The organism is Hyphomicrobium sp. MC1, assembly GCF_000253295.1.
Classification (GTDB): domain Bacteria; phylum Pseudomonadota; class Alphaproteobacteria; order Rhizobiales; family Hyphomicrobiaceae; genus Hyphomicrobium_B.
In genome coordinates, this window is the sequence record NC_015717.1 from 1,389,153 (window position 1) to 1,409,574 (window position 20,422).

Genomic DNA, 20,422 nt, shown 5'->3' on the forward strand with positions numbered 1-20,422 from the left:
CTCATGCTCCATCGAACTGTTCCCAGGCAAGCCTTCGGGTTCTTTACCGAAGAGATGGACGGCGAAAGCGTTCTGTTTCGTCTCGGCAGGCCTAAGGCCATTCACCTGAACGAGACCGCCGCTTTGATCTGGAAACTGAGCGATGGTACACGGTCGGTCCAGGATCTGATTGATTTTCTGAAAGCCGAATATCCGGATGCGCAGTCCGACGTGGAGGTCGATGTCGAGCGCGCGGTCGCCGACCTGATGCGGGTAGGCGCGCTTCTTTCAACGGAAGCAAAAAGCGCAACGCCTTAGAGAACGAGAGAAGCCGGCGATGACCGCTACAGGACGGAGATGGAGAACTCGCGTTCGATGTCATCGAAAATGCGGTCGGCCGGTCCAGCGCCTAGAAGCTCGCGAAAATGTTCTTTGATCTCGGCGGTCGGTAAGCCGAGCTCGTGAAATCCAAGCATGTAGTTTCTTATCCGGTCTTCCCAGATGTTTCGGTAGGGCGTGCCCATGGGCCGCTGAAAGCGATGGAGCCATCTGAGAAAAGGCAGACAGAGCGTACGTCCTCCGCGTTGCCTGAATTTCTCGTGGATATAGCCTTCCTCACCTCCGAACCCACGGAACAGCGGATTGAAGCCGGGCCAAACAGTGCGTCGGCACGCGAATAAGCCGAGCCCTTGCATGGGAATGTCAAAAGGTGGCGCGTCCACATGGACGGCGCGCTCGTCCGTCCCCCAATAACCGTACATTCCTCCGCGCCAAGCAGGCTCGAAATGTGTCGCCAGTTTTGTTAAGTCATCATAGACGAGGGGGCCTTGGACGAGGTCGCGGGTGTCTGGATTGGTGTCGAAGTAGTCGAGGAGCTTGGCGATCGCGCCCGGCTCGAGGAATACATGACAGTCCATGCACATGACAAACTTGCCGGTTGCTTCTTCGAATACCGCATCCCTGATGGCGGTTCCGGCGCGCGTGTTCGAAGGGACGTAGCGATAGTTTGAAATATGCGTCTCGAGCAGCTTCAGAGATTCCGAGCAGGGGCCGTCCGGGTGATTGTCAACGACCAGAAAGTCCGTCCGGTCGAGGATTTCCGGATGATACATCCGTAGAGCCTGCAGAGAAAAATAGACCCCGTCATAGTCGTCATAGGTCGCCATGCCGATCGTCAGCTTGCGCGGCTCCTTGCGCGGTGTCGGCGCTGGAATGGGGAAAGTCTTTTCCTTCTGGGCCGGTTCGGCGGCTGCGCCTTCGCGTCTTGGAAAAATAGACAGGAAGCGTCGCTTTTGATCGGCATTTTGATTGCCCTCGAGAAGCAGCCTGGCCAGCTCGTCGACTGTTCCGTCGAGCTGGCCAAATTCGCCGTAGCGCAGACCTATAGCCGGAGCTTTCCGTGCTAGTTGCGCGATGGCTCGGAATCCTCCGTCGGGGAGATTGCGGGCATTGAGATTGCATCCAACCAAGCGTGCCAGTGTTTCTGCTGAACTCAGGCTATGGATTTTAAGATCGGATCCCCGCTTGAACTCGGGGAAGATGATAAGCCCGCATTGACTTCTTTCCGTCGGCGATCTGGTCGCCGACTGAGGTCGCATCAGCGTGTGTTCACCGGCTGCGAACGTGATCTCGTTCCGAAAGTTCGGAAACTCCGCGACGCGTTCGGCCGCGCCGGGCTTGAGAACGAGTGCTCGCGGAAATCCCAATAACTTTGCGGTGTCGTCGGTTAAGAGGACGACTTCGTCTGTGAGGTAGTCGAAGCCACGTGCCGAAAACCAAGAAGTCAGGGACGATTTGCCGGCGCCGCTCTCACCGGCCAACAAAATCGCTTTATCGCCCCAGGCTACGGCACCGGCGTGAAGCGCGACCGCGCTTGCTAGGTCCGTCACGAGATCACGGACAACTGCTTCCATCACGAACGTGAGAAGATCGCCTTCGGTCAGGTCCGAAACGGTCTCCGCATTCCTGCTGCTCAGGGAAAAGAGCCCGTCGTCTTGCACAGAAACATCGATAGTACACGCGCGAGCTGATGGCTCGCCCGTGAGGTTATCTTTGAAGATCCATTTGACGGTCGAAGAGATCGCAGGGACACAACGGACCCCGACGATCTGATCATGCAGCTTGACCCATAAGGTCTTTGAAGCAACGGCATCCATAACCGCACCGCAGAACTAAAACTCATGGCATTTTGTTCAGAGGGCCCAGCCGCGTTACGGTATCGGCGCCGCTGTCGTCGTAGTAGTCACTGTCGTTGTTGGAGTGGGTGTGGTTGTTGGAGCGGCTGTCGTCGTCGCAGGTGCAGACGCCGCTGCGTGGGCCGGGACGATCACGCTGTTGACCAGCGGTTTGGTCCATTTCGAGGGCATCATGATGGTCGCGAGAACGCCACCAATGAGCACTGTTCGCATAACCTGTCGTCGATCAAATTTCTTGTCTTCGCTGTCCATAATGGCCCCGCGTTTTTGCCCAAAAAATTTCGACAAATGCATTACGAATTTGTAAATTATAGCCGATTCCGAATGTATAAATGTTGCGTAAAATCTACTTTCCACATTTTTTGAATCGACCTGCTGTCAGAAACAAAGGGGCTATGGCCTAAGAGCGAGGGCTTATATCGGCGGACCCACGTAAATGCTGCGTTGGCGACTGCCCGCAGACGTCGGCTCCCCAGAGCATAGCGGCACAGCGGAAATAAGTCGTCCGGGTTCGGATTTTGCTTCGGCAGCGGCTTTGGTGCTCTGGGCTTTGTAAACGTGCGGCACCCGTGATCACTCTTGACGCCCGCTGACTTCTCTTGACGATATCGAAGTGCAAAACCCAATTGAATTCGTTCGAAATTACGTTGTCTCTTAATCAGCGGGTCGAAGGTTCGAGTGCTTCATCGCCCACCATTTGATTCAACCGCTTAGCCCAAATGCTGCCTTTCATTCCGACTCTGTAGTCAACGTTCCATTCCGACTCTTGTCCGCCGATTGTTCTCGATTTCGGTTGCTTCCGATCCACGCACGGCGGCCTCTTGCAGGGGCGATGCGCTGGGTCTCGGTCCGCTTCACGTAGAGCCTGACTGCTTCCGGAGTTTTGCGCCCGGAAAGCGCCATTACACCTTGTTCGGTGAGTTCGGCATTCGCGAGTTCCGTGAGACCGCAAGCAAATCAATGGGACCGCGGCGAGATGTAGTTCGCCTGCTGTGACGAGCGCCTTGTGGAGTGCATCGGCTTCTTCGCGTGACGCCGGTCGCGTAGCTTGAGCATAGCTCTTGCCGAGGGATTGGCGATGAATTGGGCACCCCTGCTTTTAGATCACGAGTGGCAGGGGCCCAATTCTTCCTTGGCGCGGTTACCGGGCGACGATTTTGACCCTAAGCGGACGTCGCCTATCGCTCACCTGAGATATGCAGTGTCTGTAACTCCAACTCCAATCTGCGCATGGTTCTGCGCTTTTGTGGGCAGTCGCCAACCTTTCACCAATCCATAGATCGCCGGTATCACGATCAACGTCAGTAACGTGGATGAGACCATACCGCCGATCATTGGCACGGCGATACGCTGCATGACCTCAGAACCTGTGCCGGTGCTCCACATGATGGGCAGCAATCCAGCCATGATAGCAACAACCGTCATCATCTTCGGTCGGACGCGTTCAACTGCGCCGACCATGATGGCACGGTAGAGGTCTTCACGCGTGAATTGCCGTCCTTGAAGCAGACATTCCGCCTGGACTTCGCGCTTGGCGTTATCGAGATAAATCAGCATCACGACGCCGGTCTCGGCCGCAACGCCGGCAAGAGCGATGAAGCCAACGGCAACTGCTACCGACAGATTGAAGCCCAGCCACCATATCAGCCAGAAGCCGCCGGCGAGTGCGAATGGCAGAGACAGCATGACGATGAGCGTTTCAGTCAGTCGCTGAAAGTTCAGGTAAAGAAGTAAGAAGATGATCATCAGCGTTACCGGCACGACCATCTGCAAGCGTGCCTCGGCGCGCTCCAGGTATTCGAACTGTCCCGACCACACAAGATAGGTGCCGGGCGGCATCTTCACCTGTGCGTCCACCGCCTTCTTGGCATCGGCGATGTAGCCGCCGAGGTCACGGTCGCGGATGTCGACGTAAACGTAGGTTGCGAGCTTGGCGTTCTCGGTGCGGATCGTGGTGGGGCCGCGGGTAAGTTTAATATCGGCGACTTCCCCTATCGGAACCGTACCATTGCCGCCGGGCAACGAGACCACGACATCCTTCGCGATCGCCTGCGGATCGGAGCGCAGATCGCGTGGGTAGCGGATCGCAACCGTATAGCGCTCGCGGCCTTCGACAGTTGTCGTTATTGGCTCGGCGCCAAGCGCCATCGCCACGACATTTTGCACGTCGGCGACCATCAAACCATAACGGGCTAGCCGCTCTCGGTTCGGAATGATCTCCAGGTAATAGCCGCCCAACGTGCGCTCGGCATAGGCGCTTGAAGTGCCTGGTACAGACTTAACAGCCGCTTCGACCTGTCTTGCGACGTTGTCGATTTCGTCGAGATTATTGCCGATCACCTTAATCCCGACCGGCGTGCGAATGCCGGTCGAGAGCATATCGATCCGCGCCTTGATCGGCATCGTCCAGGCATTGGACACGCCGGGAAACTGCAGTGCTTTGTCCATTTCAGAGATGAGACTGTCCGTCGTGACACCCGGTCGCCATTCTTCCTTTGGCTTGAGATTGATGATGGTCTCGAACATCTCCGTCGGTGCGGGATCGGTGGCCGTTTGCGCGCGGCCCGCCTTGCCATAAACAGACGCCACTTCTGGAAAGGACTTGATGATACGATCCTGCGTCTGCAACAAATCAGCCGACTTCGTGATCGAGAGACCCGGTAATGTCGTCGGCATGTAGAGCAGCGTTCCTTCATTGAGATTCGGCATGAATTCGGTGCCGACCCTGCTCAGCGGCCATATCGAGATCGCGAGAAGGATTGCCGCCAGCGCAATGGTCAGCGTCTTCGCCTTCAGAACACCCTTGATGATGGGACGATAGACCGCGATCAGTGCGCGGTTGATGGGGTTCTTTTCTTCGGGAATGATCCGGCCGCGTACGAAGATGACCATCAACGCCGGCACCAACGTCACCGACAGAAGTGCAGCAGATGCCATTGCAAAAGTTTTGGTGAAGGCTAGCGGCCCGAACATCCGCCCTTCCTGTGCTTCAAGCGTGAAGATCGGAAGGAATGAGACTGTGATGATTAGCAGCGAGAAGAACAAGGCCGGTCCCACCTCGGCAGCGGCCTCGGTGAGGATTTGAATTCTCGGCTTGTCCTTTGGCGCTCGTTCCAAATGCTTGTGGGCATTCTCGATCATGACGATAGCTGCATCGATCATTGCGCCGATGGCAATAGCGATACCGCCAAGACTCATGATGTTGGAGCCTATGCCGAGTACCCGCATCGCAACAAACGCCATCAGGATGCCGACCGGCAACATCAGAATGGCGACTAGCGCACTTCGAAAATGCAGCAGGAACACGATGCATACGGCAGCAACGACGAGACTTTCTTCGAAAAGCGTATGTTTGAGCGTTTCGATGGCCCGGTGGATCAGCTCGGAACGGTCGTAGACCGGCACAACTTTCGTTCCCGCCGGTAGCGAAGGCGCGATCTCCTTCAGTCGCTCTTTGATATTGTCGATAACGGTGAGCGCATTGGCACCATAGCGTTGCAAGGCGATTCCGCTTGCCACCTCGCCGTTGCCGTTAAGTTCGGCAATGCCGCGGCGTTCGTCACCGGTTGTTTCGACGTGCGCGACGTCCTTCAAGAGAACAGGCGTACCGCCGTCAGACTTGACGACGATGTTCTGAAGGTCTTTGACGCCTTTGAGATAACCGCGCCCGCGCACCATGAACTCGTGCTCGGCCAACTCCAGTGTCCGTCCGCCGACATCCATGTTGTTGTCTCGAATGGCATCGCGGACTTTGTCTAAAGGAATATTGAAGCTTCGGAGCCGGCTTGGATCGACGACAACGCTATACTGTTTAACGAAGCCACCGACACTTGCGACCTCGGCGACTCCTTCAGCCTTCGACAATCCGTAGCGAACTTCCCAATCCTGCATCGAGCGCAAATCTGCGAGCGACTTATTCTTGGATTGCAAGGCATACTGATAGACCCAGCCGACCCCGGTAGCATCCGGCCCGAGCGTCGGAGTGACGCCGCTCGGCAGACTCTTTGCTGCGGTATTCAGGTATTCAAGGACACGCGAACGCGCCCAATAGATGTCGGTACCGTCTTCGAAAATGACGTAGACGAACGAGACGCCGAAGAAGGAAAATCCTCGCACCACTTTGGAACGGGGAACTGTCAGCATTGCGGTCGTCAGAGGGTAGGTGACCTGATCCTCGACTACTTGCGGCGCTTGACCCGGGAACTCGGTATAGACGATGACTTGCGTATCGGAGAGGTCGGGGATGGCGTCGAGCGGAAGTGTCTTTACCGCCCAGATCCCTGCCACCACGGCAAATGCGGCTGCGATGAACACCAGCATAAGATTCTTCGCCGACCAGGCGATGAGGCGCGCGATCATTGGCTGGCCTCCGTCGTTTGGTGCGTTTCGAAGCCCTTCAATGCCGATTGCAAATTACTTTCGGCGTCGATGAGGAAGTTGCCGTTGGAGACGACACGATCCCCTTCCACAACGCCGCTCATGACCTCGATATAGCCGTCGCCGCGCCGACCGAGCTTCACTTCTCGGGGCTCATAGCGACCGTTACCGAGATCAACGAGAACGACCTGTCGATTTCCGCTGTCGATCACTGCACTCGACGGCACGGTTAGCGTGGTAGCATTACCGGTGGAGATATCGACGTCGCCGTACATGTCCGGAAGCAGTGCCAGGTCCGAGTTTGGCAGTTCGATCCGCACTGGAATTGTACGCGTCTCCTTGTTCAATTGCGGATAGATGACTGTGACTTTGCCTTTGAATGTGCGGCCTGGACGCGCGCGCGCCGTGACCGTCACGGGTTCTCCTGGCTTCACGCCGTTTATGTCGCCTTCGGCAACATCAGCCATCATCCACACGACCGAAACATCGGCGATCCGGAAGCCAACATCGCCGGCTTTGAAGCCTTGTCCATCGCTCCAGTTCCGTTCGAGGACATATCCGTCAATGGGGGAGCGATACGTGAATGTGTCTGGCACGCTCCGCTCACGCTTCACCTCGTCCATGAATTCTTCCGGCACGCCGAGATTCTGCAGTCGACGTGTGGCTCCGACGACGCCGGCAGGTCCTTTGAGTCCTGGGAGCTCGGATGCTTCGTCAATTTTCGTCCAAGTCTGCTCGATCAACAGGCGCGCGGCTTGGTTCAAGACTTCTTGGCCGAACACCTTAGCCAACGCGTCACCTTTCATGACATGTGTGCCTGTCGTTACCGGTCCAACCGACACGACGTACCCGTCGAACCGCGGCGCCAACACGGCAATGCGTTGCTCATCAAGCTGCACCACACCAGGTGCCTGGATGGTTCTGACCAGCGGTCGTCTCGTTACCGCGACGGTCTCAACGCCCGTACGTTGAATTTTGCCGGCTGAAACCTTGATGGAGCCGTCGTCGCTATCCTCGCCTTCGTAGACGGGAATGTAGTCCATCCCCATCGAATCCTTTTTCGGCACGGGCGATGTGTCTGGCAGGCCCATGGGGTTGCGGTAGAATTTGATTTTCCTGGTGCCGCCGCTGTCGACAGGTTTCGTTTCCGGCTTTGCTGTCGGTGAAGACGATGTCCCGTCTTCACCGACATGAACAGCAATGTAAGGCCTGCCGTCATCGGTCGTTTTGGGTGTCGGCGAATAGAGCGGCTTGCCGTCGGGATCGCGGTAATAAATGACAGGCCGCGATTCCTCGGCGCGCGCTTCGGTAATGACCGCTGCGGGAGTCAGCGGAAGTTTGAGCAGGTTTGTTTGACCCGCCCAAATACCAGCTCCCGTCGCAGCCGCTAGCGCTGCGACGGGAGCCGTTCCCCTTATCAAGGCGTTCATTGGACGGCCTTGACGACGAGCTTGTTTTCGACTGTGCCAGTCTCGCCTTGCACCTTCGCGCCAAGTGAGAGCGCCCATTGGCCGGCCATGCCGAGATCGGTCTTGAACTTGTAGACACCGGGTTCCGTCGACGAAACCGCCTCGATTGGCGCGGTCATCGCTTCCATACCGTCAGGACCCATATCGATACGCTTGGCAAAGATCACAGCGTCAGCGACTGCGCGGCCGGACGGCTTGTGCACGAGCTTCACCGAAATGACGGCAGCGCCCTGCTTCACTTCCTTGTCCAGGAGCTGGAATTCGTAGTCCTTAGTGTCGGCAAGGGCCGAAGCGGCCATGCCCATGAGAAGCGCGACGCCGAGGGCAGCCGCACGCAATGAACGACGTTGCATATTGGTTGTCTCCGATTGTCATTGAGCCCGCACAGGCCGTCATGGCCATGCGTATGAGGGGCACGGCGACGAGCCGCGACCGCACAATCACGCTGACTGCGTGGGCTCAGACGCTCGGAGGTCGAAGTAAGGGCGGGATTTGAGAACCAGCGGTGACCGGCGTAGGCGCAGGCGCCACTCCGCGGCTGACAACATCACGATGAAAATGGGCATCAGAAATCGGTGCCGACAACGGCTGAAAACATTTAACGAGGCAGTTCGCCATCTCGGGGCAGAACTTCTGCGGGCAATGAGGGCAGGACTTGCCGGTTTTGTGGCAAGGCATCGCGTCAGATTGACCGGACATCGTCGTGTCGGCAGAGGCTGTCGCACCGCTTGAGATGGCGAAGGCATAGGTCGCCGTAAGCGGCATGGCAATGAGAGCGCTCAGTATGGCAAGCATACCGAGAATCCCAAACCAGCGCTGAAACAGACGCATCCTCATGGGGTGCAGAGTGCCATACCTCGTCGTGCGCCGCAATAAGGGGAGTGAGGCCGTTCAGTGGCTTTTGCTGACGCAATGCTTATGCTGCGACAGCACGTCGATGATGCGGCATTCCGCGATGCGGCCCTTCGCACAGCTACGGATCATCGTCTCCAGCTCGTTCTTCAAGGCCTGCGCCGAGTTACGGCACGCTCATCATAAAGCCGCCATTTGCCCTCGGGCCTTGGCGCCTCCGGCATCCGGCACTTTTAAAGCCTGTTGCCGCAATGAACCGACCGCTGGAAATATCCTTGGGAGCGCACCTCGATTACATTTTTGCATTAGTGCAGACGGCGGCCAAGGAACATGAGTGCTTTCATGGTGGCGTGTTGCCCCAACACCGACGTATCGCGATGGCCCGCATTGTAGTCATCGATAATTGCTTGAGCGATAATTTCGAAAAGTGATGCAAGCTCTTCATCTTCGACACGGTGTATTTCGATAAGTTCGGTACACGCGAGCCGTATTGCGGCCTTGAGTTCGATCGTTTCGAGATCGCCGCTCATCAGGCGGGAGCAAACGAGCTTCACGACAACACTCCCGTGCAGTTGAAGGCGGGAGCGTATCGATAATCACTCTCAGTCAGCAGAGCCCTTGCTGTGTAACTGCCGATGGTTTCGTTTATCAGAGTGCAGATGGAATGTCAGCTGCAACTCGCAAGTCTCAGCCAACCTGGGGCGACGTATTATTTTTCGCTCTTGTAATGCGATGATTACTACTTACATTGCATTGATCGAGCTTCGCTGAAACCGACTTGGCCTCGCCCGCGGAGCGCGCTTGACCGACGACCTTCCAAAAGAGTCTCGACCAACTCTTCCTGACTTCGTCGGGGGGCAAACGCGTTCATCTAATGAGAAATTTTATCTATGCAAACTGGAACCGTGAAGTGGTTCAATAGCCAAAAAGGCTTTGGCTTCATCCAACCTGAAGACGGCGGCAACGACGTATTCGTCCATATCAGCGCGGTAGAGCGTGCAGGTCTGGGAAACCTAAGCGAAGGGCAAAAAGTCTCTTTTGACGTTGTTGCCGATCGCCGTAGCGGCAAGTCTTCCGCAGATAACCTTCGCGCCGTGTAATGGCATGCCGGAGAAATAGATCGGGCTCGACCACGGATGTACTGGCGATAAGTTCGATCGAATGGACCCGCGCCTGGCTTAGCCGCCAGTTGCGGGTTTTTTGTTTTTTTCGAGCGCGTAGGAGACAAGCTGAATGGCAATGACGCCGAGAAATCCGACCAACACTGCCGCTACAAAGTTGCGCCGGGCTCAAGAAGCGTCGAAGGCAATGAAAGACCATGAAGCGGAGCGGCACGCTGTACGGGCGAAAACGGAACGTCTCCGTGCAGAGCGATTGGCGCGAGAGGCCATCGCCCCGACCAATAAGAAGAAGTCAAAAAGATAACCGCGCCATCAATAAGGAATATCGCGGTAATACACACCTTCCCGTTTCATTTTCCACCAATGCCGCATCTGAAGTGGGCCTATGTAGACACAGTCGCCCATCGCTATGCTAATTTCCAGCTTGTCGCCGCGCGCATCAAATTCGCTTGCCGCCATCGCGAACGCCTCGGCCTCGATATCAAACGACACTTCGCGACCGTCTATTGTAAGCGTGTAGGAAGGAAGCGCCATTTAGCAATCTGCCTTTCAATATGCTTCGTGACCCAATCAAAACTTGATGGCGCCGTAGGATCGGCCGCAACCGGTTGTGGTTAGCTGGATCCTCGGTGATGCTTCGGCAAAGTTCGCGTATCTTCGACCGGGCGAGCAACGTGATAGCCGTAGGACCTCAAGTCCGAGAGTGCTGTCATTGAATCGATGCGGAAAACATCTAGCGCGGCATCCGACATTCGAACTTCATAAGCGCGGCTCCAGTTCTCTTGATACGATGCGGCTGGCGGCAGATCTGATCCACACTTTTGGAGCGAAAAGCCAAGCACGCCGGAATTCCCGCTCGTGAATACGTAGACCATCGGTGCCAGCTCCATATTTCGACAATCCTCAGAAGAGCAACGACGTTCTAGTTGACAGATTTGGAAGTTGCAGACAGGTGGCGTGGTCGACCGGCTCTTGCGAACCCAATTGCGGCCGCAAGAGAATTCAGGGCTTTTTCTTTCCGCTGGTGCTCATCGTCGAGCCAAGTGCGGCGCTCTGGAACCTCGGCACGCCCGGACCTGGCTTCGGTTTGTCCGCCTTCGGTTTCCTAATTTCACGATTGCTTCTTCGCTGACCTTTGGGCATTCGTTCCACACCGGTTTTGAGAAAAAATCACATGGGTTAAACTTAACCGAGGCGGGGCCACCGATAGCCACGGTCCAAAAGCGACAAGTAATGTTCCATTGCCGGTCTGATGTCGGACAAGCGATCAGCACGATAGTCTTTGACCAGATGCTCGACTTCCTCCCAGCTGAAGAGCTGAGAGGGTTTCGATGCCGTGACATTTGCCGATCGGGTTTCTACAACTGCATCATTGTATGCTCTGATGAGGCAAACACTGCGCTCCCGCTCTTCGCTGGAGAGCAGTGCGAAGGATGCTAAACAACTGCTGATATCCGGCATTTGCGCGCTCCAAAATTCCTTGAGCTAAGCCATATCGTCGGTGGAGGCTTGTGGTGCTTCCACCTCGTCGTCATCTTCGATCTCAATTAAAAGATCTTCAGAAGGCGACGGGATTTCTGATTCCTTCTCGGCGCTCTCATCGGCCATTCCCGACTCATCGACGTCGTTTATTGGGACTTTGGCCTGAGGTTTTGTTGGCTCTGGCGGACGTTTGAACCTACCTGGCCGTTGTTTTCCGAGCGTCTCGAAATCGACCCGAACGATCGACGAGGTGTTGGAAATCGTGCCGCAGTGCGGACAAGCTGGCTGCAGGCTCATCAGATCATAGTATCGGCTGCCACAGGTTTCGTTTCCGCAAGTCTGCTTTGTCCCGCGCTTAGTCTGCAGGGCGGATCTTGTGACGACGTGACTTGGGAGCATATTCGTTACCTCTCGCCGGCGTTGGAGCGACGTGCACATGACGGCGGCGAAATGCACGGGGTCTTGAATTCATTCTGCTAGTTGAGAATCCTCGGGTAGGTGAGACTTGAAGACGACTGCCGAACTCCAATTCCAAATTTATCGTCGACAAAAAGCGCCAGCTTACGCGAAAACGAAATCGCACGTGCGTAAGCCACCGCGTGGGCTTTCACTCTGAATGCAAGCAGCGCGAGACCCTGGGAGCCGCGAAATACGGCCCAAGCGCCGTCACTGCGTCGCGTGACGCGAATAAAATCATTTTTCATAGCAGGGCTCCTTACGCGCTCCGGAACAAACAATCCGGAACGGGCTAATGATCAAAGCGATTCAAGCCAATAGCTGTCAGCCTGAGAAAGGCAGCATTGGCAGAGGCCCGAATTCGGGACGGAGCAGAATAATGCCAATGCTTAAGGCGCTGTTGAAGCTCGTGCGCCATATATCAAAATCACAGTAGACCTTTGGCATCGGGATGTCCAACCTTTAATCCCTTCGCCGAACGAGACTACTTCTAACAGTTCGATATGTCGTCAGCAGCTCGCTTGTCAGGCGGAATATCAGGTGATGGCCCGATGTTCAGAAGGCCGGAAGGTTCGAGTCCAAATCCCAATCTTGAAGTGTCCGCTTCGCGTTGGCGGGCGACTATAAAAATCTTGAGTACTAGTTGTCCGCTGGCGGGTGGCACCGTTACTCGGGATAGGATTTTTCAGTGTCGGCATGAACGCCTTCGTGCTGTGGTGCGCCCGGCTGACTAAATAGTATGAACGCCAGCACGTTGCCGGGATCTGACGAGGCGTCGGTGCGATAGGCGGCCAATTTGCCATTCACCGCGGTGGTATACTCGGCGACCACTTCGCCAAACATATTCCGCTGCACGGCGATGGTCTGACCAGCTTTGACGTCCTCGTCGAGCTTTGCGTGAAATTCGACTAAGCCCCCATGCGTAGCAATGATTGGAAACGCGGCGTTGCCAATGAGCATTTTTGCGTCTGCCGCGGTTCGGCCGATAGGCCCGCTAACGACGCCATAATGTTTGAGGACGTTCAAGGTCCCTTCGACGAACAGGGCGATCATATCCCGATCGAGGATGCGCGCCGCTCCGACTTCCGGCGTGAAGCATGGAATGCCGACGTCGACGAACGCGTTGTGCAAGACGCCCGGATAAGCCGCGTCATCCCACATCAAGCCGACGGGATAGAGGTCGGCCATGGTCTTCACGTCGGGGAGGTGGCGATCCCCGATGAGGAAAGCAGCGACTTCCAGACCGGTCGTGCCGGTGTGGAAATCAATCGCCAAGTCGGAGTTCGGTTTCAGGAGGCGATTGAACAAAAGGCCCGCGTGACGGCTTGTGGCGCTTGCGCCGTTCTCGTCTCCCGGCCATTCCCGGTTCATGTCGATGAGATCGGTCCCGCGCCCCGAATTGGGCCAGCGGCGCTGCATGCTTTCGACGGCCGGGCGTGCAATGTCGAGAACGGCCATGACTGTGCCTGACATCTGCGCCGGATCCAGCCGGTCGATCACCGTCTGGACCGTTTGGATCGAGCTCATCTCGTCGCCGTGCACGCCGCTGGTCAGGGTGAAGCGCTTGCCGGGCCGAACGCCCTTGGCAACGACAACGGAGACGTACCAGTGCTGGCCGCCAGGCGTCTCAACGCCTTGGAAATAGAGAAAATGTTTTCGACCCGGTTCGAGGTCGTCGACGTTCAGCCGACTGACAACTTTCTTGCCTTGGATAGACTCGCCCGTGAAAACGGTTTCCGAGTTTGAGCCAACAGTCTTCGCAGTTTCTTCAGAAGCCGCCGCGACAGCGTCGCTGGCGATGATTGCAGAGGTGCCGGCGAGGGCAATCGAATGGGTCATGAAATCGCGACGATCAATCTTGTTAGGCGACATGACAGAGGCCTTTCGTCAGATGGATCCGATAGCTACTGGCAGACCATTTTCGTGTAGCGGCAGGAGAGCGCTGGGAACGGCGGGCGTCAAACGAATTCGCGACGCGACCGTTGCAAAGATTAACCGGCTGTGAAGCTTGGACCCTTCATGAGATCATTGAGACAATGGCTATCGGCCCAGAGTTTAGACCTCGGCAGGTTGGACATGTTGGAGGCAACCTAAAGACATCCTTTGCAATAGGTCTCGCCGAGGCGATCGTCCGTTTCACTTTGTTGCGGGCCGACTTCCGAGTGAAGCCCACGCTCTCAAGGCGTCCAGCGCCGGGCAAAGATCTTGTCCCCACTGCGTCAGTGCGTATTCGACCTTAGGCGGGACTTCCTGATGAATCGTTCGCGCGACCAGACCGTCGCGCTCGAGTTCCCGCAACTGTTGAGCGAGCATCTTCTGGGTGACCTCGGGAATTGCGCGTTCGAGTTCCGAGAAGCGCATCACGGGAGTGGCGTTGAGGTTGAAAAGGATGCGCAGCTTCCACCGGCCATCAATCGCCCTCAGCGCATCTTCGGCAGTGCGCGAAGCATTATCTGTTGGGGCAACGGTATTGCGGCGGGTAAGGGACCTTACTTTTTTGTGCGTACTTGTCATGGAGAAACGATCATCGCTAAGAGGTCCATCGTTAAGCGTTGCGTGCTGTCGATAGGGTCGAAATCCGGCTTATTCGATGCGCGCAATTGGAGGAAGCTTCAGATTGGAGACAATATCCCAAAAATCGACGAACCAACAATGTGACGTCAATCACTCATTCCAAGATGAGGGCGATCGGCTGCACATCGCGGGCAGTATCTGCCGAACAATACGCAGATGGACCTGAAGACGCGATGAGACACGCGGCTATCGAATAATGAGCCGTGGCCTGGAAACGGGAATAACCGGCCGGATCAAGTCAGCAGTACCAACATTTAAATAACGTTCGCCGTCGCGGCGCGCGACTGCGGGCGATTGGCAACCCTCATGGAGGTCTAATGAGCGCCAAAGCCGTTTTCTTAAGTAGCGTTTGCGGTCTGTATCTGATGATCGGTTCCGCCTACGCTGCCGGTCCAACGCAAGAACAGCTGAACAATGCGGAGAATGACGGAGCCAATTGGCTCTATGCCGACCATGACTATCCCGGCCATCGGTATTCGCCGCTCGGTCAGATCAATACGAAAAATGCCGCGGACTTGGCTCAGGTCTGCAGCTACCGCTTCCCTGAGAAGATGCCCGCGCAGACTGCGCCCATCGTGTATAATGGCGTCATCTTCGCAACGACGGCACACTACACGGTGGCGCTCGATGGTGCGACTTGCAAGCCAATCTGGCAGTATCAGTGGAAGCCGCGGGATCACGAAACATTCGTCACGCAGCGTGGTGCTGCGATCAAAGACGGCAAGATCGTGCGCGGCACGGCGGATGGCTATCTCATCGCGTTAGACGCAGAAACCGGCAAGGAAGTCTGGGTCAGGCAGGTCGTCAAACCGACCGACGGCTATTTCTTCAGCATGCCTCCGCTGATTTATGACGACCTCGTACTCATCGGTCCTGCAGGTTCGGAATTTGCCAGCAAGGGCTGGGTCGGTGCGTTCAAGCTGAGCGATGGCGAGCAAGTTTGGAAATTCAACAATGTGCCGGATCCGGGCGAACCCGGTGCCGAAACGTGGGGACCGGATCCAAGCATATTGAAGCACGGTGGCGGCAATCTCTGGACTCCGATGTCGCTGGATGTCGAGAAGGGCTGGCTTTATGTACCCGTCGGTAACCCGGCGCCGGACTTCTTCGATCGGCATCGTCCGGGCGACAATCTCTATACCGGCTCGGTCGTTGCGTTGGATGTCCACACCGGCAAGCTTGCCTGGTATTATCAGGCCGTCCCGCATGACGTGCGTGACTACGATCTAAGTCACGCGTCGCCGGTTTTCACGACGAACATTGATGGCAAGGCGCACACGCTCCTGGCTCTCAACGGCAAGGATGGTCTGCTGCGCGGGTTGGATCGCGACACGCGCACGATTGTCTACAGTGTGCCGTTCACCACGCGCGAGAATGCCGAGGGTGACTTGAAGCCCGAACTTGGACGCGTTTGTCCGGGTCTTCTTGGTGGCCATGAATGGAATGGCGGCGCCTATAGTCCACGTCTGCATGCCTTGTTCATGCCCGCGACCGACTGGTGCAACCACATCGTTCCGGATAAGGAGGCGCCGAGTCCCAAAGGCCAAAACAAGCAAGGTCAGTTCTTCGGCGGAAAGTTCGAGTTTGAGCCTTGGGACAAAGCGCGAGGCTGGGTCGGTGCCTTCGACGATGCGACGGGCAAAAAGCTCTGGCAGTATCAATCTGCGAAGCCGGTGATCGCCAGCGTTGCCGCGACAGGTGGCGATCTGGTTTTTGTTGGCGAGTTGACCGGTGATTTCCTGGCCTTCGACGCCAAGGACGGCAAAGTCCTGTTCAAGCACGATCTCGGCGGACCTGCTGCAGGCGGCGTTGTAAGTTACGCGGTCGGCGGCAAACAATACGTCGGCGTCGTCTCAGGTTTTGTGGGCGGCTATTATCATCAGTTGGCGCCCGCCATCGAGGGCGGCAACCCGACGATTACAGTTTTCACGCTGAAACCGTAACGAAAATCGCTCGGCGCTTCCCTCGGATGCCAAGGTACTTGGAGCGCGGCCGGAGATTTTTCGGCCGCGCTGTTTTTGGGTAGAGATAAAGAAACCTGCGTCGTTGCCTTTGATTAAAGCTCTAGCTTGCTCTTCGTCTTCCAGATTTCACTTCTTATTCGCGCAAGCTTGTAGGCGTCGGGGATCGACAAAGCCCAGACGAAAAGTCCCGCCGCCGCGCGACCGACGAATGATTGGGCCGGCGTCGAGAAATGCCACGTCAGAGCCGCGAGCAGCATCGTGAAGAAGGCAAAGCGCAGTCCTCGTTGCGGTTCGCCGATCGCAACGTGACCGGCGCCTGGTGCTAGGATCGCAAGAGCCAACACAAGATAGGGGTTAAGCGGTCGACGCTCGATCGCAGCAATCATGCGGCCTGCGCCTCATCTGGTGTGTCTAACGAAGAACTGAGATCGCCCAGAGCTGAGAGGAGGCTCTCGAAGATCTTGGGATCGACGCCGGAGCTGTCAAAGCGGCATTGGCGAAAGAGCAGATGTTCGCCGCGTGCGCCTTCGGCGGCCTGCCAGACGAGGCGAAGTCCCCGGGCTGTCACTGCTGCTTCTTTCATCCGAGGATCGGCGAAAATGCGCCGAAGCGCAGGCGCGGAACCGTCGAGCGAGTTTTGCGACGCGTGAGCGCTGCCCTTTGCGAGAATTTCAGCGGCGATGCCGGTCGGTGGATCGAGGACGACGGCATGCGCAGCCGTCAGCGAATAGAATTCGGTGCCGCAAGGTCGAATGAGCAATGAAAATTCCGGAAAATGCGGGCGGGGTTCGATCCGCGTCAATTTCAGCCACAACTGAGGCAATCGACGAATGGTCATCGTATCGGGGACCAGCTCGGCGCGGAGATAGTGTCCGCGGTGAAGTCCTTCAAGCGTCGGGAAGCCGTCGCCGCCGTGTGTGATCTTCGCTTCGGATAGCGCTGCAGCACAACCGTCCAGCAGCGGGCGTCGGGCCGCGATAATCCTTCGGTGCTCCCGCATCGCGACGTTGACGACGATCACGAGGCCGATGAGGGCGAATGTCAGAGATAAGGTCAAGGAATGTCTCCAGCCTGAAAGAGAATGGCGGCGCCGACCGCCATTCCCTTTTTCACCTTCAATAGCCCTGTGGTCGGGGCCATTGCATCGTGAACTGATCTCCACGCCGCACATATTGATAGCGGTGGAAGTGGAACCAGAGCGACGCGACCATGAAGAAGACGAGCATCGCGATGAGCTGGGTTCCATATCCGAGGAACACCGCGAAATATGTTGCCGAGCATAGGATCAGCAACACCAACGCGGGCAATGGGTGGAAGGGATGGATGTAGCCCCGCTTGATCGTTCCGAGTGGCCATTTTCTGCGGAACAGGATCACGTTGAGCGACATGTATGTGTAGCCAAGTAGGCCCGACAGGATCGAGAACGTGATGACTTGGTCGAGCGGCGCGAAGTAGGCAAACACCAGTGCTACCGGAACGAGGAACACGATCGATCGATAGGGTGTCCGGTTCTTCGGATGTACAGCACCAAACCAGGTCGGAAGATAGCGATCGCGCCCCATCGAGAACCACGCGCGGGATGCGTCGTTGATGCAGCCATTCGCCGAGGCGAGTGTCGAAAATACGGTTCCGACGAACAGCAGCACCATCAGCGGCATCGAGCTTGTAAGCCGTGCGGCATCGAACAACGGCGTGACGGCTTGGCCGAGATATTCCCACGGCATCAAGCCCGAGCAGATGTACCACGTCATCGTCGCCGCGATCAGGAGCGTGATGATTCCGGTCATGGTGCCGAGAGGCAATGAGCGCGCTGGTGAGCGAACCTCCTCTGCGGCCTGACAGGTTCCTTCGATGCCGAGGTAATACCACAGGCCAAAATGCAGCGATGCGATGACGCCAAGCCAGCCGTAAGGAAGACCGTTCAACAGGTCCTGATGATGCAGCAGGTCGTTTGTCCAAGGCTTCACCGCTGTAAACAAGATCAGGATCGCGATGAAGGCCACGGCGGTCAGCACCAAGTTCACGGTCAGCGTCGCGTAAACGCCGCGATAGTTGAGCCATGCGAGGAACATGATCGTCAGCACGATGAAGGGCTTATCGTGCACGTCGGCAAACCCGGCCATCGTCCCGACCGTCTGCACGAGATACCCGAGCGTAATAGCATTCGCCGCTTCGAGCATCGTGTAGGCAAACACCAGATAGAGTCCGACGTTGAACGCCATAAGCGGTCCAACGATATGTTTCGCCTGGGCGTACTGCCCGCCGGCTGCTGCGACAGTCGATGTCACTTCGGAATCGATCATCGCGACGCAGGTGTATAGCAAGCCGGCAACCCAACATGCGATAAGCGCCGCGATCATGCCGCCCTTGCCGACGGCGAAGTTCCAACCCATGTATTCGCCGACCAACACGATGCCGACGCCAAGTGCCCAGACATGGCCCGGGCCGAGCACACGCAGCAGAGAGATTTTCTCGCCGTGAACCGCAGTAGACTGTGTCATCGATGGCCCCCTTGGTGCGGCGGATCAATGACAAGCGTGTCGTCGATTTCACCTTCTCTGGATGAGGTCAGAAGCTCTTCATCGTAGGACCTGTCGGTGCTGATCATATCGAAGAGCATCCATAGCCCGAGGATCGCAGACAGAGCCCAGGCCGCGTATTCCAAAAGTACGAAACTATTCATGAGATGCCTCACTTTTTGCCGAAGCGTTCTTCGATGACGTCGCGGTATTCAGTCCGTGAGAAAATGAAGAGCAGGACGAAATACCCGATGATTACGACGGCAGTGACGGCAAGCTCGGCGGTGTTGAAGCTGTAGTCGAAGCGCGATGTGATGAGCGAGGCTGCTGTGTCAGGCGTGAAGCCCAACTTTTCCCATTGAGCCTGTTGCACGGCATTCTGGCCGAGTCCGGCCCATGTCGATTTGTCGGCAACGGGGAGATCAATCTTTCCGCCGCCGGCAAGTTTCAGATAGAGCGGCGTGAACAATGCCGCGAGAACGAGCACGAGAAGAAACAGACTGTCGACGAGCTGGCCGAAGGCAGATTGCTTCGGAGGCTCGTAGTGTGAGTTGGCCACGTTTCCACCTATCAATTCGAATTTGTTATTTTTTCTTGAGGTCGAGGTAGTGCAGGTCGAGACCGTAGATCTCGTCGCGCTCTTCGCTCAGGTGGAAGAGCATCGCGAGGATGGCTGCGGTATTGAAAAGGATGACCAACGCCCCCGCGACGAGGAGCGCGCCGACAACTTCCGATGAGCCCGCGTAATCTTTGATCTCGTAAAAGACGAATGCGTAGAGAAGCCAGAGCACGATAATCGCGGACAGAGACCACATGCGATCGCCGGAGAACTTCCCGGTGATACGAGGGTCTGAATTCGTTTTTTGCATTTTTTCTCCCTTCGCCTCACAGTGCTGCTCGGGTGCAAGGCCGTTGGCGCGCTCTCCCAAACGTTGCGATTTGAGCGTTGCTCCCTGCGACATAAGTGGCGCAGGGGGGCGGCGTTTCGTCAATATTTTTTCGTGATAAGAAACAAATATTCGATGCTGCGATGCGCATGTTCGTGCCGCAGAGCACCAAGCAACTTTAGCCAAAATCAAAATGTTACGCTGCGTGCGCTGCAATGACGTGCCCGGTATTTGAGCAAGATGTTTTATTGAGCGGGCGTCAGCGAGCGTTCATTGGGCGTTTGCGAAGTTATCGGGATGCGAATTTCGCAAGTGCAGGACGGCGGCGGATTTGGGCCTTGCGCTTCTTAGTCAGCCGCTTGATTGGCGTCGGTCGGATAGGAATGAGATGATGATCGCTCGTGCGATCAGTCCGACGGGATAGCGCTTTCTGTTGGCGTTGGGACAGACGCCGACCTGATGAATAAAGAGCGTCAAGTTTTCGTGCGGCTCATTTCCAAGCCTGCAACAAATTCTTTGTTCGGGCATGGGTGCGCTGGGCCCAACG

At 56.6% G+C, this 20,422-nt stretch carries 20 protein-coding genes; 3 read left to right on the forward strand and 17 right to left on the reverse strand.

Annotation, left to right across the window (positions count from 1 at the left end):
- The first annotated feature begins 3 nt into the window (after positions 1-3).
- Positions 4-297, forward strand: a complete 294-nt coding sequence (locus tag HYPMC_RS06785) for a PqqD family protein (protein WP_013947115.1) — start codon at positions 4-6, stop codon at positions 295-297.
- 26 nt (positions 298-323) lie between these two features.
- On the opposite strand, the gene HYPMC_RS23165 is transcribed toward HYPMC_RS06785, so the two are convergent.
- The 5 genes from HYPMC_RS23165 to HYPMC_RS06820 all read right to left on the reverse strand — a co-directional run bounded on the left by HYPMC_RS23165 (position 324) and on the right by HYPMC_RS06820 (position 9,426).
- A complete protein-coding gene (locus HYPMC_RS23165) occupies positions 324-2,135 on the reverse strand; it encodes a glycosyltransferase (protein ID WP_013947116.1) in 1,812 nt (603 codons plus the stop codon).
- A 1,224-nt stretch (positions 2,136-3,359) separates the two neighbouring features.
- Positions 3,360-6,533 carry an efflux RND transporter permease subunit gene (locus HYPMC_RS06800; RefSeq protein ID WP_013947119.1) on the reverse strand — a complete coding sequence of 1,058 codons (3,174 nt, stop codon included), beginning with the start codon at positions 6,531-6,533 and terminating at the stop codon, positions 3,360-3,362.
- Positions 6,530-7,981, reverse strand: coding sequence for an efflux RND transporter periplasmic adaptor subunit (locus HYPMC_RS06805; RefSeq protein ID WP_013947120.1), 1,452 nt, complete (start codon positions 7,979-7,981; stop codon positions 6,530-6,532). Before HYPMC_RS06805 ends, HYPMC_RS06800 begins: the two co-directional genes overlap by 4 nt.
- Positions 7,978-8,373 (reverse strand): FixH family protein, encoded by a 396-nt coding sequence (locus HYPMC_RS06810; RefSeq protein WP_013947121.1) that lies wholly within the window; start codon positions 8,371-8,373, stop codon positions 7,978-7,980. The genes HYPMC_RS06805 and HYPMC_RS06810 overlap by 4 nt, the downstream gene beginning before the upstream one ends.
- 804 nt (positions 8,374-9,177) lie before the next feature.
- Positions 9,178-9,426, reverse strand: a complete 249-nt coding sequence (locus HYPMC_RS06820; protein ID WP_013947123.1) for a hypothetical protein — start codon at positions 9,424-9,426, stop codon at positions 9,178-9,180.
- Positions 9,427-9,762: 336 nt separating this feature from the next.
- On the opposite strand from HYPMC_RS06820, the gene HYPMC_RS06825 reads away from it, so the two are divergent.
- A complete protein-coding gene (locus HYPMC_RS06825) occupies positions 9,763-9,972 on the forward strand; it encodes a cold-shock protein (RefSeq protein WP_013947124.1) in 210 nt (69 codons plus the stop codon).
- Positions 9,973-10,305: 333 nt separating this feature from the next.
- On the opposite strand, the gene HYPMC_RS06830 is transcribed toward HYPMC_RS06825, so the two are convergent.
- From HYPMC_RS06830 to HYPMC_RS23615, 6 genes are all read right to left on the reverse strand, one after another.
- Positions 10,306-10,527, reverse strand: a complete 222-nt coding sequence (locus HYPMC_RS06830) for a hypothetical protein (protein WP_013947125.1) — start codon at positions 10,525-10,527, stop codon at positions 10,306-10,308.
- 651 nt (positions 10,528-11,178) lie between these two features.
- The gene (locus HYPMC_RS24155; protein WP_013947128.1) at positions 11,179-11,454 is read right to left on the reverse strand and encodes a hypothetical protein; all 276 of its coding nucleotides are present in this window, start codon (positions 11,452-11,454) and stop codon (positions 11,179-11,181) included.
- A gap of 24 nt (positions 11,455-11,478) precedes the next feature.
- The gene (locus HYPMC_RS06845; protein ID WP_035575761.1) at positions 11,479-11,913 is read right to left on the reverse strand and encodes an FYDLN acid domain-containing protein; all 435 of its coding nucleotides are present in this window, start codon (positions 11,911-11,913) and stop codon (positions 11,479-11,481) included.
- Positions 11,914-11,951: 38 nt separating this feature from the next.
- Positions 11,952-12,179 carry a DUF2188 domain-containing protein gene (locus tag HYPMC_RS24990; protein ID WP_013947131.1) on the reverse strand — a complete coding sequence of 76 codons (228 nt, stop codon included), beginning with the start codon at positions 12,177-12,179 and terminating at the stop codon, positions 11,952-11,954.
- 418 nt (positions 12,180-12,597) lie between these two features.
- Positions 12,598-13,803 (reverse strand): succinylglutamate desuccinylase/aspartoacylase family protein, encoded by a 1,206-nt coding sequence (locus HYPMC_RS06855; protein WP_013947132.1) that lies wholly within the window; start codon positions 13,801-13,803, stop codon positions 12,598-12,600.
- 264 nt (positions 13,804-14,067) lie between these two features.
- Positions 14,068-14,445 (reverse strand): helix-turn-helix domain-containing protein, encoded by a 378-nt coding sequence (locus tag HYPMC_RS23615; RefSeq protein ID WP_013947133.1) that lies wholly within the window; start codon positions 14,443-14,445, stop codon positions 14,068-14,070.
- Between the two features lie 377 nt (positions 14,446-14,822).
- Between HYPMC_RS23615 and HYPMC_RS06865 the strand changes: the two genes are divergently transcribed.
- Positions 14,823-16,448, forward strand: a complete 1,626-nt coding sequence (locus tag HYPMC_RS06865) for a PQQ-binding-like beta-propeller repeat protein (protein WP_013947134.1) — start codon at positions 14,823-14,825, stop codon at positions 16,446-16,448.
- Positions 16,449-16,561: 113 nt separating this feature from the next.
- Here the strand turns inward: HYPMC_RS06865 and HYPMC_RS06870 are convergent, their stop codons facing one another.
- From HYPMC_RS06870 to HYPMC_RS06895, 6 genes are read right to left on the reverse strand one after another with little or no spacing between them, the layout of a single operon-like run.
- Positions 16,562-16,855, reverse strand: a complete 294-nt coding sequence (locus HYPMC_RS06870; protein ID WP_013947135.1) for a hypothetical protein — start codon at positions 16,853-16,855, stop codon at positions 16,562-16,564.
- On the reverse strand, positions 16,852-17,526 hold the full coding sequence (locus HYPMC_RS06875) for a hypothetical protein (RefSeq protein ID WP_013947136.1): 675 nt from the start codon (positions 17,524-17,526) through the stop codon (positions 16,852-16,854). Before HYPMC_RS06875 ends, HYPMC_RS06870 begins: the two co-directional genes overlap by 4 nt.
- Positions 17,527-17,584: 58 nt before the next feature.
- On the reverse strand, positions 17,585-18,970 hold the full coding sequence (locus HYPMC_RS06880; RefSeq protein ID WP_013947137.1) for an APC family permease: 1,386 nt from the start codon (positions 18,968-18,970) through the stop codon (positions 17,585-17,587).
- A complete protein-coding gene (locus tag HYPMC_RS06885) occupies positions 18,967-19,152 on the reverse strand; it encodes a hypothetical protein (RefSeq protein WP_024275664.1) in 186 nt (61 codons plus the stop codon). Before HYPMC_RS06885 ends, HYPMC_RS06880 begins: the two co-directional genes overlap by 4 nt.
- Positions 19,153-19,160: 8 nt before the next feature.
- Positions 19,161-19,547 (reverse strand): hypothetical protein, encoded by a 387-nt coding sequence (locus HYPMC_RS06890; protein ID WP_013947139.1) that lies wholly within the window; start codon positions 19,545-19,547, stop codon positions 19,161-19,163.
- A gap of 25 nt (positions 19,548-19,572) precedes the next feature.
- Positions 19,573-19,857, reverse strand: a complete 285-nt coding sequence (locus HYPMC_RS06895) for a hypothetical protein (protein ID WP_013947140.1) — start codon at positions 19,855-19,857, stop codon at positions 19,573-19,575.
- Positions 19,858-20,422: the final 565 nt, after the last annotated feature.